Source organism: Pseudomonas sp. BIC9C, from assembly GCF_034541995.1.
In the GTDB taxonomy this organism is placed as follows: Bacteria; Pseudomonadota; Gammaproteobacteria; order Pseudomonadales; family Pseudomonadaceae; genus Aquipseudomonas; species Aquipseudomonas fluorescens_CC.
This window is the reverse complement of sequence record NZ_JAWDGM010000001.1, coordinates 360,285-374,224: the sequence shown is the minus strand read 5'-3', so window position 1 is coordinate 374,224 and position 13,940 is coordinate 360,285. Positions and strand designations below refer to the sequence as shown.

Annotated in this window: 12 protein-coding genes; 7 read left to right on the top strand and 5 right to left on the bottom strand. The window is 59.6% G+C overall.

Going from position 1 to position 13,940, the window contains the following annotated elements:
- Positions 1-8: 8 nt before the first annotated feature.
- The 7 genes from RS887_RS01745 to RS887_RS01715 all read left to right on the top strand — a co-directional run bounded on the left by RS887_RS01745 (position 9) and on the right by RS887_RS01715 (position 5,623).
- The gene (locus RS887_RS01745; protein WP_322614156.1) at positions 9-998 is read left to right on the top strand and encodes an alpha/beta fold hydrolase; all 990 of its coding nucleotides are present in this window, start codon (positions 9-11) and stop codon (positions 996-998) included.
- 140 nt (positions 999-1,138) lie between these two features.
- On the top strand, positions 1,139-1,627 hold the full coding sequence (rraA, locus tag RS887_RS01740; protein WP_181456758.1) for a ribonuclease E activity regulator RraA: 489 nt from the start codon (positions 1,139-1,141) through the stop codon (positions 1,625-1,627).
- A 27-nt stretch (positions 1,628-1,654) separates the two neighbouring features.
- Complete coding sequence (locus RS887_RS01735) at positions 1,655-2,650, top strand: zinc transporter ZntB (RefSeq protein WP_322614155.1); 996 nt, start codon at positions 1,655-1,657, stop codon at positions 2,648-2,650.
- 62 nt (positions 2,651-2,712) lie between these two features.
- Positions 2,713-2,961, top strand: coding sequence for a hypothetical protein (locus RS887_RS01730; RefSeq protein WP_008017601.1), 249 nt, complete (start codon positions 2,713-2,715; stop codon positions 2,959-2,961).
- Between the two features lie 2 nt (positions 2,962-2,963).
- Positions 2,964-3,788 (top strand): mechanosensitive ion channel family protein, encoded by an 825-nt coding sequence (locus RS887_RS01725; protein WP_111282559.1) that lies wholly within the window; start codon positions 2,964-2,966, stop codon positions 3,786-3,788.
- A gap of 90 nt (positions 3,789-3,878) precedes the next feature.
- Positions 3,879-4,469, top strand: coding sequence for an RNA polymerase sigma factor SigX (gene sigX / locus RS887_RS01720; RefSeq protein ID WP_075949123.1), 591 nt, complete (start codon positions 3,879-3,881; stop codon positions 4,467-4,469).
- Positions 4,470-4,576: 107 nt separating this feature from the next.
- Positions 4,577-5,623 (top strand): OmpA family protein, encoded by a 1,047-nt coding sequence (locus tag RS887_RS01715; RefSeq protein WP_322614154.1) that lies wholly within the window; start codon positions 4,577-4,579, stop codon positions 5,621-5,623.
- Between the two features lie 75 nt (positions 5,624-5,698).
- Here RS887_RS01715 and cobA read toward each other — a convergent pair whose 3' ends face one another.
- From cobA to RS887_RS01690, 5 genes are all read right to left on the bottom strand, one after another.
- Positions 5,699-6,484 (bottom strand): uroporphyrinogen-III C-methyltransferase, encoded by a 786-nt coding sequence (gene cobA, locus RS887_RS01710; protein ID WP_322614153.1) that lies wholly within the window; start codon positions 6,482-6,484, stop codon positions 5,699-5,701.
- A 10-nt stretch (positions 6,485-6,494) separates the two neighbouring features.
- Positions 6,495-9,212 (bottom strand): molybdopterin-dependent oxidoreductase, encoded by a 2,718-nt coding sequence (locus RS887_RS01705; RefSeq protein ID WP_322614152.1) that lies wholly within the window; start codon positions 9,210-9,212, stop codon positions 6,495-6,497.
- Positions 9,212-9,529 carry a nitrite reductase small subunit NirD gene (gene nirD, locus RS887_RS01700; RefSeq protein ID WP_085716817.1) on the bottom strand — a complete coding sequence of 106 codons (318 nt, stop codon included), beginning with the start codon at positions 9,527-9,529 and terminating at the stop codon, positions 9,212-9,214. The genes RS887_RS01705 and nirD overlap by 1 nt, the downstream gene beginning before the upstream one ends.
- Positions 9,526-11,979: a nitrite reductase large subunit NirB gene (gene nirB, locus RS887_RS01695; protein ID WP_322614151.1), complete on the bottom strand. Its 2,454-nt coding sequence runs from the start codon at positions 11,977-11,979 to the stop codon at positions 9,526-9,528. Before nirB ends, nirD begins: the two co-directional genes overlap by 4 nt.
- 290 nt (positions 11,980-12,269) lie before the next feature.
- Positions 12,270-13,937, bottom strand: a complete 1,668-nt coding sequence (locus tag RS887_RS01690) for a bifunctional protein-serine/threonine kinase/phosphatase (protein ID WP_322614150.1) — start codon at positions 13,935-13,937, stop codon at positions 12,270-12,272.
- Positions 13,938-13,940: the final 3 nt, after the last annotated feature.

Here is a 13,940-nt window from a genome sequence, read left to right as displayed (position 1 = left end):
AAGAGATTATGCAAAGCAGCAGCAACCTATTTCCTGTCGCCCTGATCAGCGCCGAACGGCGCGGTGATCTGAGCGAAGATGTGTATCGTTTGAAGCCCGGCAACAGCCCCGACTTCACCGTCGAGCTGGCCGTGACGCGTCTCGGCATGGCTGATGAGCCATCTTCCCGCGGCGTGCCGGTGATCCTGCTGCACGGCAGCTTTTCCAATCGCCGGTTCTGGTTTTCTCCCAAGGGCCTGGGGTTGGGCGCCTATCTGACCCGATTGGGGTTCGACGTCTGGATTCCGGAAATGCGCGGTCACGGCCTGTCCCAGCGCAACCACGACTACCGTAAGAACCGTGTCGCCGACTACGCTCGCTATGACCTGCCGGCCATTGGTGCGTTCGTGCGCGAACAGAGCGGGCAGGTCCCGCACTGGATCGGTCACTCGCTGGGCGGTATTACCCTGGCAGCCGCGCTGGGCGGCGAGTACATCGGTGAGCCAGTCGTAGCTTCGGCAGCGTTTTTTGGCACTCAGGTCAGTCGCACTTACTGGCCATTGAAGATTCCGCCGGTGGAGTGGAGCGGTCGCTTCATTCTCAAGCGTTTTGCCCAGTTGTCCGGATCAAGGCTCAAACGCGGTCCGGAGGACGAGCCCATCGGTCTGGCCCTGGAAAGCATGCGTTGGTACGGTCTGTTCGGGCGCTTCGGCGACGCCGATAAAAACTGGTGGGACGGTTTGGCCGAGGTCAAGTTGCCAGTGCTCGCCGTGAGCGCAGCGGGTGATCATCAGGATCCGGCGTGGGCTTGTCGCAAACTGTTCGAGAAGTTCGGTTCCGAGCACAAGCAATTTATCAATCTAGGTCGTGACCAGGGTTTTGCCGATAATTTCGGCCATGTTGAAATGCTTGTCAGCAAGCCCGCCCAGGCTGAAGTCTGGCCTTTGGTGGCCCGCTGGCTGGCGGACCAGCAGACGCCGTTGTTGGGAGAACAGGGAGATTTTGCCGCGGCGGTTTGAGCCTGATGCTCTAACAAGGGCATTTCGCTCTGGTCGGCTTGCGGCTAAGATATGACGCATTGAGCTGTTCTGGTCACTTTCCGTGGCTGAGCCATCACTGATGTTCGTGCTGTCTTCCTCTTTACAGGAGTTTCTCGATGATCCATTACCTCACGCCTGACCTGTGCGATGCCTATCCGGAGCTGGTGCAGGTGCTGGAACCGATGTTCAGCAATTTCGGCGGCCGTGATTCCTTCGGTGGCGAAATCGTGACCATCAAGTGCTTCGAAGACAACTCGCTGGTCAAGGAGCAAGTCGAGCTCAAGGGCAATGGCAAGGTCCTGGTGGTCGATGGCGGGGGCTCCCTGCGCCGCGCGCTGCTGGGCGACATGCTCGCCGAGAAAGCGGCCAGTAATGGCTGGGAAGGCCTGGTGATCTACGGTTGCATCCGTGATGTCGACGTCATCGCGCAAACCGACCTGGGGGTCCAGGCGCTGGCCAGCCACCCAATGAAAACCGACAAGCGCGGTATCGGTGATCTCAACGTTGCCGTGACCTTCGCTGGCGTGACCTTCCATCCGGGCCATTACATCTATGCGGACAACAACGGCGTGATCATCTCGCCCAGCCCGCTGAAAATGCCTGAATAAAAGCGGCTGCAGATCAGAGGAGTGCGGATGTTCGAGGAAGAAAACGCGCAATGGGGGCTGGTGCATGCCCTGGTGCTGGACGGTAGAGGCGGCGCGCGTTCGATAGCCCGGACTGAACTCGATGACTTGCAGCTGCAGGCGCATGAAAGCCTGTGGCTGCACTGGGATCGCAGTCATCCGCAAACCCGGACCTGGCTACGCAAATCCAGTGGTCTGAGCGAATTCAGCTGTGACCTGTTACTCGAAGAAAACACCCGTCCGCGACTTTTACAGCTTTCCGACAGCGAACTGCTGCTATTTTTGCGCGGGGTCAATCTGAACCCCGGTGCCGAGCCGGAAGACATGGTGTCGGTGCGGATCTTCGGCTCTGCCCAGCGTGTCATTTCCCTGCGTTTGCGTCCATTACGCGCCACTGAAGAACTGCTGGTGCAACTGGCCGACGGCAAAGGGCCGAAAACAGCCTCCGAACTCATCCTGTACATGGCGCAGTACCTCACCAACAAGGTGCAGGATCTGGTCAGCGACCTCTCGGAAGTGGTCGATGAGGAAGAAGAAAAGCTGGATGCCGACGAACGGTATGCGCCGGAGCATGGCGCTGTATTGCAGATCCGTCGCAGGGCCGCCGCGTTGAAGCGTTTTCTCGCTCCGCAGCGGGATATTTTCGGGCAGTTGACCCGGATCAAGTTGCCCTGGTTCCTCGAGGACGATGGTGATTACTGGAACGAATTGAATAACAGCCTGACCCGCTACCTCGAAGAGCTGGAACTGACCCGGGAGCGTGTGGGGCTGGTTCTGGAAGCGGAAGACCGTCGATTGAGCGTGCGCATGAATCGCACGATGTATCGCTTTGGCGTCATCACCGGGATCTTTTTGCCGATGAGTTTTCTGACCGGGCTTTTGGGGATCAACGTCGGTGGAATTCCATTCTCTGCCAGCCCTTATGGCTTTCTGATCGCCTGCCTGATGATGGTCTCGGTGGCGCTGGGGCAGTGGTGGTTGTTCCGACGTTTGCGCTGGGTTTGAGGGAAACCATGTGACCCGAGCAAAACTCACCGCGTCTTCCACAGACATCACGAGAGGTGCGTATGCACGATCCGTTTGAACAGTCTTTGCGCGACATGCTCAACGCCTCACCGTCCACCCGGGACGACGATGCGTGCCTTGGGCGAGTACTGAAAACCGCCAACCGCCAGGTCGGCGCCGGCGATTTGTTCAGCCTGCTGGGCCGCTGGTTGCCCGCCCTGATGATCGCCCTGAACAACGGCTCGGCCCATGTCGCGCCAGTGTCCCGTCTTCGCAAACCTACCGCCCGCACTGCTGATAAGGCTGATTGAATATGGAACTTGATCTCTGGACCCAGAGCCTCGTCACTGCAATGACTGCGTTATGGACCAAGGTTGCGAACTTCATTCCGAACCTGTTCGGCGCACTGGTCGTGCTGCTGTTGGGGTTCGTCGTGGCCAAGCTGCTGGACACCCTGCTTTCCAAATTGCTCGCCAAAGTGGGCCTTGACCGCTTGATGGGTGGCACCGGCCTGACCAAGCTGCTGTCCCGCGCCGGATTGCAGGTGCCCATTTCGACCCTGATCGGCAAGATCGTCTATTGGTTCGTTCTGCTTATTTTTCTGGTTTCTGCCGCAGAATCTCTTGGACTTGAACGAGTTTCAGCTACGCTGGATATGCTTGCGTTGTATTTGCCGAAGGTTTTCGGCGCGGCGCTGGTGTTGCTGGTAGGCGTTTTGCTGGCGCAACTGGCCAACGGGCTGGTGCGTGGAGCGGCAGAAGGCGTGGGCCTGGACTATGCTGCAGGGCTTGGACGGATTGCTCAGGGCCTGGTGATCATCATCAGTATTTCGGTTGCGATCAGCCAGTTGGAAGTCAAGACTGACCTGCTGAACCATGTGATCGTGATCGTGTTGATAACCGTTGGTCTGGCGGTAGCGCTGGCCATGGGGTTGGGAAGCCGGGAAATTGCCGGCCAGATTCTTGCGGGAATCTACGTGCGTGAGCTGTACCAGGTTGGGCAACAAGTGCGTGTTGGCGAGGTCGAAGGCCAGATCGAAGAGATCGGCACGGTTAAAACCACATTGCTGACCGATGAGGGTGAGCTAGTCTCTCTTTCCAATCGGATCCTCCTTGAGCAGCATGTGAGTAGCCGCTAACCCGGCAAACCCTGCTAATGTATGCCGCCGCAAAATGCCCGCTGATGCTGGCTGCGGCGGACATTGACCTGACTGTCGGCCCGACTTGTTTTGAATAAAGCCCAATCGTTATCCATGCGCTACGACCCCCGCGAGCTCTCTGATGAGGAGTTGGTCGCGCGCTCGCATACCGAGCTGTTTCACGTAACACGCGCCTATGAAGAACTGATGCGGCGTTACCAGCGAACATTATTTAATGTGTGTGCACGATATCTCGGGAACGATCGCGATGCAGACGATGTCTGTCAGGAGGTCATGTTGAAGGTGCTGTATGGCCTGAAGAACTTCGAAGGTAAATCGAAGTTCAAGACATGGCTTTATAGCATCACGTACAACGAGTGCATCACACAGTATCGGAAGGAACGGCGAAAGCGTCGCTTGATGGACGCATTGAGTCTTGACCCCCTCGAGGAAGCGTCCGAAGAAAAGGCGCCGAAACCTGAGGAAAAGGGCGGACTTGATCGCTGGCTGGTGTATGTGAACCCGATTGACCGCGAAATTCTGGTGCTACGTTTTGTCGCAGAGCTGGAGTTTCAGGAGATCGCAGACATCATGCATATGGGTTTGAGTGCAACAAAAATGCGGTACAAGCGCGCTCTAGATAAATTGCGTGAGAAATTTGCAGGCATTGCTGAAACTTAGTTCAGCGCAAATATCTCTTACGTGCAGGCAAGTTCTGTTAGACTTGCCGCCGAGTTGTCCCCCGGTTTGCGGGACTGCTTCACAATCACCAGATGGGGATTTAACGGATGAAACTGAAAAACACCTTGGGCTTGGCCATTGGTACTCTTATTGCCGCTACTTCGTTCGGCGCACTGGCACAAGGCCAAGGCGCAGTTGAAGGCGAGCTCAACTACGGGAAGAAGTACAACGACAGCGTTAAGAACGTTGAAGACGGCTACACTCCTGGCGCCTCCATCGGTTACTTCTTGACCGACGACGTATCGTTGAACTTGACCTACAACAATGACGACCACACCCGTTCGAACAACGGTACTGGTAATCAGAAAATCGAAGGCGACCAGTTCGGTCTGAACGCTCAGTACCACTTCAACAACGCTGGCGACGCTCTGCGTCCTTACGTTCAAGGTGGTGTCAAGCACGGCAGCATGACCAACGTAGCCGCTGACGGCCACACTGGTCGTGACCAGTCGACTTTCCTGACTGCTGGCGCTGGCCTGAAGTACTACTTCCTCGAAAACGTCTACGCTCGTGCTGGCGTAGAGGCTGACTACAAGCTGGACAACGGCAAGTGGGACTACATCCCGTCCGTAGGTCTGGGTGTGAACTTCGGTGGCGGCAACAAGCCTGCTGCTGCTCCGGTTCCAGCACCAGAAGTCTGCTCCGACAGCGACAACGATGGCGTTTGCGACAACGTCGACAAGTGCCCTGACACCCCAGCCAACGTAACTGTTGACGCTGATGGCTGCCCAGCTGTTGCTGAAGTCGTTCGTGTAGAGCTGGACGTGAAGTTCGACTTCGACAAGTCGGTAGTCAAGCCAAACAGCTACGGCGACATCAAGAACCTGGCTGACTTCATGAAGCAGTACCCATCGACCACCACTACTGTTGAAGGTCACACTGACAACGTCGGTCCTGACGCTTACAACCAGAAACTGTCCGAGCGTCGTGCAAACGCCGTTAAGCAAGTTCTGACCAACCAGTACGGTGTTGAGTCGTCCCGCGTTCAGTCCGTTGGCTACGGCGAATCCCGCCCAGTTGCTGACAACAAAACTGAAGCTGGTCGCGCTGTTAACCGTCGCGTAGAAGCGCAGGTTGAAGCTCACGCTAAGTAATTAGCTCGCAGCTCTGAGAAAAGCCCGGCTCAGGCCGGGCTTTTCTTTGTCTGCGATTTGGTGAGGAGGCACGCGTCAGGCGCGTTGAAGTCCAGCATTGATGTCGACGAATAGAGGCTCTTCGCGAGCCGGCTCGCTCCCGCAGGAGGGGATGGCGTTGGCCGCTACTGCGCCGATCACCAGGATGGCAGGGCTTTTCAGCTGGAATCTGCAGGCAGCGTCTTCCATCGCAGTGAGGGAACTCCGGCATTCCCGTTGATGGGGCAAGGACGCGTTTTCAATCATGGCCACGGGCGTATCCGCTGCCATGCCGCCGGCCAATAATTGCTCACGGATTTCACCGAGCTTGGCCACTCCCATGTAAATCACCAGCGTCGTTCCGCCTTGGGCCAGCGCCTGCCAGTTCAATTGGCTGTCGTCCTGGGTGTGTGCGGTGACCAGCGTCACGCCGCGGGCCACACCGCGCAAGGTCAGCGGAATATCGCATTGCGTTGCCCCCGCCAGCCCGGCAGTGATGCCGTTGACCAACTCGGCTTCGATCCCACGCTCACGCAACCACTGCGCCTCTTCACCGCCGCGGCCGAAAATGCACGGGTCGCCACCCTTTAGCCGCGCCACGCATTTACCCTGCCGGGCATAACGAAGCATCAGGCGATGGATGAACGCTTGCGGGGTGGAGCGGCAGCCGCCGCGCTTGCCCACCGGGATGATCCGCGCCCGAGGGCAGTGCTCAAGTATCGCGATATTGACCAGATCATCGATCAGCACCACGTCGGCCTCGCGCAAGGCACGAACCGCTTTCAACGTGAGCAACTCCGGATCCCCCGGGCCCGCACCCACCAGCCAGACTTTTGCGCTCATAGTGTTTTCCTCACGAGATGACGGTGATTGGCCGCGCCTTGGCAGCCAGCAGGCGTTTGATTTCCGGAACACAGGACCCGCATTGTGTGCCGCAACCCAGTTCCTGCTTCAGTTCCTGCAAGTCCAGGCCACGGTCGATGCCGGCGCAGATCGCGTTCTGGCTGACGTTCTTGCAGTTGCACAGGGTTTTGTTCGCGTCGACAGGCGCGTCGAGGTTGCCTGGTGGTGCGCTCAGCGGCGCCAGCAACCAGCGCCGCAATTGCTCGTCTGCGCGGCCTTCGAGCCACAGCCCCTGCAACCAGTGTTGGGCCAGGGTTTCACCGGCCAGTCGAATGGAGGTGATCCGGCCATTTTCGATTCGCACGCGCTTGCCAATGGCCCGTCGAGGGTCGTCGTAAGCCAGTACGGGGCCGTCATTGAGTGCCAGGCTTCTATCGATTTCGCTTAACAATTCTGCCGAAGGCGCTGAAGCATTGGCAGCCCGTGCGAGCAGAGCAGGGCGCTCACGACCCACCAGACTGAGGCTGACGTAGGAAAACGCCTCGAATAGCGGTCGTAGCGTCTCAAAATGTCGTTGAACATCTCCCTCAATCAGTGCGAACAGTTTCCAGGGCAAATCCACCGGATCCAGGCGAACACCGCTGTGTTTGAGTTCGGGCTGTTTCGACAGGGGATCGAATGCGGACAAGGTGAGGCTGTTCACCCCACCCTTGAGGAAACGGTCGCCCCAGTGCATGGGTAAAAACGCCTGGCCCGGACGCACGCTGTCATCGCTGGCAACCGCAACGATAACCGCACCGCGCCGGCTTTTCAGGCTGACCAGATCCCCAGGCTGCAAGCGATGGCGGCGCAACTCGTCCGGGTGCAGGCTCACCTGCGCTTCGCCGACATGGCCGAACAACTGCGCGGCGGTGCCGGTGCGGCTCATGCCGTGCCATTGATCGCGCAGGCGGCCGGTGATCAGGGTCAGCGGGAAGCGTGCATCGCGTTGCTCTTTGGCGGCACGATACGGATCGGCCACGAACTGCGCGCGCCCGTTGGCCGTGGCAAATACCCCGTCGACATACAGCCGTGCCGTGCCCTCAACGGCACCCGAAGGGAAGGGCCACTGCTGCGGGCCGAGACGATCGATCAGTGCATGGCTGATACCGGACAGGTCCAGATCGCGTTCGCGAGTCAGTTGTTTGTATTCATCGAAGACTTGCGCGGGGTTATCGAACGCAAACAGGCTGGTGCGACCAGGACGCAGGTATTTTTCCAGACGCTGTGCGAAATCCACGGTGATCGCCCAGTCCGGCCGTGCCTCACCCGGTGCGGCGATTGCCTGGCGTACGTGGGAAATGCGCCGTTCGGAGTTGGTCACGCAGCCTTCCTTTTCCCCCCAACTGGCGGCGGGCAGCAGAAGGTCAGCAAACTTCGCGGTTTCCGTGGTGCCAAAGGCTTCCTGCAACACCACGAACGGGCAGGCTTGCAAGGCGGCGCGCACGGCCGTCTGGTCCGGCATGGATTGCGCGGGGTTGGTGCAGGCGATCCACAATGCCTTGATCTTGCCGCTGCGCACTTGCTCGAACAGCTCGATCGCCGTGAGCCCGGGATTTTCCGGCAGTTGCTCGACGCCCCAGTAGGACGCCACTTGCCCACGGTGCTGCGCATTGGTCGCATCACGATGGCCGGGCAACAGGTTGGACAAACTGCCGGTTTCCCGCCCGCCCATGGCATTTGGCTGACCGGTGAGAGAGAAAGGTCCGGCGCCGGGACGACCGATCTGCCCGGTGGCCAGGTGCAGATTGATCAGCGCACTGTTTTTCGCGCTGCCGGCGGTGGACTGATTAAGCCCCATGCACCACAGCGACAGAAAGCTTGGAGATGTGCCGATCCACTCGGCACATTGCTGCAATTGCCCGACGCTGATGCCGCAGAGCTGCGAAACCATTTGCGGCGAGTAGTCACGCACCAGGCTTTTCAGCTCGGCCAGACCCTCGGTGTGGTCCCTGATGAAGTCACGATCGATCCAGTCTTCCCACAGCAGCAGATGCAAAATCCCATGGAACAGGGCGACATCGGTGCCAGGCAAGATCGCCAGGTGCAGGTCAGCCAGATCGCAGGTATCTGTACGACGTGGGTCAATGACGATGACTTTCATCTGCGGCCGGCGGGATCTGGCGTCTTCCAGCCGACGAAACAGCACCGGATGGGCGTAGGCCATGTTGCTGCCGACGATCATCACGCAATCGCTCAACTCCAGGTCTTCGTAGCTGCAGGGCGGGGCGTCAGCACCCAGGCTGCGCTTGTAGCCGACCACCGCCGAGGACATGCACAGCCGTGAATTGCTGTCGATGTTGTTGGTACCCACCAGGGCCCGCGCCAGCTTGTTGAAGGCGTAGTAGTCCTCGGTCAACAGTTGCCCGGAAATGTAGAACGCCACGCTGTCCGGGCCATGTTCGGCAATGGTCGCGGCAAAAAGGCTGGCAGCGTGATCGAGGGCGGTATCCCAGTCGGTGCGGTGGCGGGCCAGGCCTTTGCCGAGGCGCAGTTCGGGGTACAACGCCCGTGCCGTCATGTCGCCGGTCAGGTGCAGGGTCGAGCCCTTGCTGCACAGTTTGCCGAAGTTGGCCGGGTGTGCCGGATCGCCGCTGACGCCGAGGATGCGCTCGCCGTCGTGCTCGATCAGCACCCCGCAGCCGACCCCGCAGTAACAGCAGGTGGACGCGGTGATCTGGCGGTCCATCAGCCTGCATCCCGCAGGGACAGCAGGACCCGGCCATTTTCCACCCGGGTCAGATGGTGGTGGGCGCAGCCGATGTCCGGGGCCTGGGCTTCACCGCTTTGCAGATCGATTTGCCAGTTGTGCAACGGGCAGGCCACCCGTTTGCCGTAGATCAGGCCTTGGGACAGCGGGCCGCCCTTGTGCGGGCAGCGGTCATCGAGGGCGAACACTTCGTCGTCGCTGGTACGAAAAATCGCGATGTCTCCCTTTGGGCCGGCGACGATCCGCGAGCCAAGGGTATTGATTTCATCCAGTGCGCAGATATCCAGCCAGTTCATGCCAGCACCTCCAGGTTTTTCACGGGGATGACGTCGAATTCTTTTTTCAGCTGTGGCTGTTCCAGGCGTTCCTTCCACGGGTCCTGTTCGAACGACAGCGAGAATTGCAGGCGATCGTTGAGTGCCTTGCGACGTTCTGGGTCCTCAAGCACGGCTTTCTTGATATGGTCCATGCCGACCCGCTGCAGGTAGTGCACGGTGCGTTCGAGGTAAAAGGCTTCTTCGCGATAGAGCTGGAGGAATGCACCGTTGTATTCGCGGACTTCTTCGGCGGTTTTCAGTTTGACGAAGAATTCCGCGACTTCGGTCTTGATCCCGCCGTTGCCACCGATGTACATCTCCCAGCCGGAGTCCACGCCGATGATTCCTACATCCTTGATACCGGCTTCCGAGCAGTTGCGCGGGCAACCGGAGACAGCCAGTTTCACCTTGTGCGGTGACCACATGTTGAACAGGTCATGTTCCAGCTCGATACCCAACTGTGTGGAGTTCTGGGTGCCAAAGCGGCAGAACTCGCTGCCGACGCAGGTTTTCACCGTGCGGATGGATTTGCCATAGGCGTGGCCGGATGGCATGTCCAGGTCTTTCCATACCCCCGGCAGGTCTTGCTTGCGGATGCCCAGCAAGTCGATGCGCTGGCCACCGGTAACCTTGACCATCGGCACGTTGTACTTGTCGGCAACGTCGGCAATGCGCCGCAGTTCCGAAGGATTGGTCACACCGCCCCACATCCGCGGGACTACAGAGTAAGTGCCGTCTTTCTGAATGTTGGCGTGAGCCCTTTCGTTGATCAGGCGCGATTGCGGATCGTCCCTGGCTTCCCCCGGCCAGGTGGAAATCAGGTAGTAATTGAGTGCCGGCCGGCAAGTGGCGCAACCATTGGGTGTGCGCCAGTTCAGGTAGCCCATGGTGTCCGCGATGGTCAGCAGGTGCTGCTCGCGGATGGCCTGGCGGATCTGCCCGTGGTTGAGATCGCTGCAGCCGCAGATGGCCTTTTCGCTTTTCGGCTTGACGTCGGCGGCGCCGCCCACGGTGTTGATCAGGATCTGCTCCACCAAGCCCGCGCACGAACCGCAGGAGCTGGCTGCCTTGGTGTGTTTCTTGACGTCGTCGACACTGAACAGCCCGTGCTCCTGAATCGCCTTGACGATGGTGCCTTTGCACACGCCGTTGCAGCCGCAGACTTCGGCGCTGTCGGCCATGCTCATGGCTTTGTCCTGGCCCTGATGCCCTACGTCGCCAAGCGCATTTTCACCGAACATCAAGTGATCGCGGATCTCACTGATGGCATGGTTTTCACGGATCTGCCGGAAATACCAGCCGCCATCTGCCGTATCGCCGTACAGGCAGGCGCCGACCAGCACGTCATCCTTGATCACCAGTTTTTTGTAGACCCCGCCAATCGGGTCCGAGAGGGTAATGGTCTCGGTGCCTTCGCCACCCATGAAGTCGCCGGCGGAAAACAGGTCGATGCCGGTGACCTTCAGTTTGGTCGAGGTCACCGAGCCCTTGTAGGTGGCAAAACCGAGTTGCGCGAGGTGGTTGGCGCAGACTTTGGCCTGTTCGAACAGTGGCGCCACCAAACCGTAGGCGATGCCGCGATGGCTGGCGCACTCACCGATGGCATAGATCCGCGGGTCATAGGTTTGCAGGGTGTCGTTGACCAGAATCCCGCGGTTGCACGGAATGCCGGATTTCTCCGCCAGTTCGGTATTGGGGCGAATGCCGGCGGCCATCACCACCAGGTCCGCGGGGATGATGTCGCCGTTCTTGAACTGCACCGAACCGACCCGGCCGTTGCCCGCGTCGTGCAAGGCCTGGGTCTGCTCGCTCAGGCGAAAGTGCAGGCCGCGAGACTCCAGGGCTGTTTGCAGTAATTGGCCGCTGGTCTTGTCCAGTTGCCGCTCCATCAACCACTCGCCGATGTGCACCACGGTGACGTGCATGCCCCGCAGCATCAGGCCGTTGGCGGCCTCCAGGCCGAGCAGGCCGCCACCGATCACCACGGCGTGCCGGTGGGTTTTCGCGGTGTCGATCATGGCCTGGGTGTCGGCGATATCGCGGTAGCCGATCACGCCCTCAAGGGTGTTGCCGGGAATAGGCAGGATGAAAGGCGTCGAGCCGGTGGCGATCAGCAAGCGATCGTATTCGGCTTCGCTGCCGTCTTCGGCAATGACCCGGCGCTTGACCCGGTCGATCTCTACCACTTTGCGGTTGAGCAGCAGTTTGATGTTGTTGTCCAGATACCAGCTCAGGTCGTTGAGCACGATCTCTTCGAAGGTCTGTTCGCCCGCCAGCACCGGCGACAACAGAATGCGGTTGTAGTTGGTGTGCGGTTCGGCGCCGAAGACCGTGATGTCGTACAGCTCTGTGCTCAGTTTGAGCAATTCTTCCAGGGTCCGGACCCCAGCCATGCCGTTGCCGATCATCACCAGTTTTAGTTTTTTCATCAGGTTCTCCGGGGAGCTCAGGCCTGCCTCATCAGGGTTCAGGCCATGCTCGACAAATTTTGCGCAAACAAAAAAAGGCGTCCCGCCAGTTACCTGGCGAGGACACCTTTGTCCTGGTCCCGTTCTCTCGGGAAGTGCAGCCTTCGTCGTTGAAGCCTGCGCTTTATGTCTGTTGAAAGAGGTAATGCAGCGGTTGTGCCAAGTCGCTCAGGTCCCGTGTTTATTGGCGTTCCTCCCGTTTTCAGGGACAGAACCGTGAGGGAATGCACCGATTCAAAGCGCGCTGCCCGCTAATGGAGCGCAACCACCAGCAGCACCAGATTGAGCAACAGCGATACCAGCGCCAATGTTCGCCAGACCTTCAGTGGCTCGCGCTCCAGCAATGGTTTGGGGCGCACATTCAAACTGCGGCGTTCGCCCTGTTCGATCAGCAGTAACCATTCTTCCGCCGTTTCGAAGCGTTGATCGGGGGCCACCGCCACGGCGCGTTCCAGGTTATGGGCGATCCAGTCCGGCAGGTCGGGCCGGTAGCGGCTGGCGTTGACCGGGAGGCCAAACCTCGGGCGCTGGAACGCTTCGATTTCGCCATAGGGATAGTGCCCGGTGAGCAGGAAATACAAGGTCACACCGACGGCGTACAAGTCCTGCTGTGGCGTCGGCACTTCACCGCGAAAGGCTTCCGGTGCAATGTAACTGGGTGTGCCCGGCAGAGCCCAGGGCAGGTCTTGCGAGAGACCGGGGCAGTAGGCGAGGCCGAAATCCAGCAGGCGCAACTCACCGTCGTGCCCCAGTAACAGGTTTTCCGGTTTGATATCGCGATGCAGAATCTGCCGTCGATGCAGCAGACCGACCGCTCGCAGCAAGCGTTCGGCGATGTCTTGCCATTGGGGCAGTGGCAACGGTCCGCCTTGCTCATATCGTTGCGCCAGGGTAGCGCCCGAATATTCACGCATCACGTAGTACAAATGCTGACGCTGGCTGACGGCATGGACTTCAGGAAAATGTCGACCGGCTACGCGTTTGAGGAACCACTCTTCCGACAGCAGCGCTTGCCCGGCCTGGTGATCGTCGTGCAGGCGGCCCGGCAGCGTTTTCAGCAACCAGGGTTGTTGCTGATTGTCGCGAACGCGATAAAGCAGTGATTGCTGGCTCTGGGCGACGATCCCCTCGACCTGCCAGCCCTCGAACGTCTGACCCGGTTTCAAGGCTGGCGGCAGTGGCCATTGCTGCAAGTGAATCAACGCATCGCCAATACTCGCTTCACCGAGGGCATCGACCCGCACCAGCAAGGCGCTGGCATTGTCCTGGCTGCCCGCCAGGTGTGCGGCATTGACCAGGGTTTGCGCTGCGCTGTTCAAGTCCGGTTGATCACGCAGGATCGCCGCAATGGCGGTATCGCCCAGGACGGCCCAGATGCCATCGCTGAGCAGAACGAAGCTTTCATCGGGGCGCAACTCACCGTCGAGAAAATCCAGCACCAGATGTTGATCGAGGCCCAGGGCCCGTTTCAGCACATGTTGCATGCCCGGCTGATCCCAGACGTGATCCTCGCTGATTCGCTGCAATCTATCGGCGTGCCAGCGATACACCCGACAATCGCCGACATGGGCCAGGGTAAAGCGCCGGCCGCGCAGGACCAGCGCACTGAGGGTGGTCAGCAGCGGTTGTCCGCCGCCATTGGCCTGCAACCAGCGGTTTTGCGCCAACAGCAGACGATCAAGTGCCTGTGCGACGCTCCAGGTTTCCGGCGTGGCGTAGTAATCCAGCGCCAGGGCCTGCAACGTCGAACGGGCAGCCAGACCGCCATCGGCGCACTGGCTGACACCGTCGGCGATGGCGAACAGGTAACCTTTGCTCGCCGCCAGCGCCGGAGCCGGCGTGACCAGGCGCAGGGCATCCTGGTTTTCCTCGCGAGGACCGATGGCGCTGGCTTCGGCGAAACTCAGTTGCAGGCTCATCGA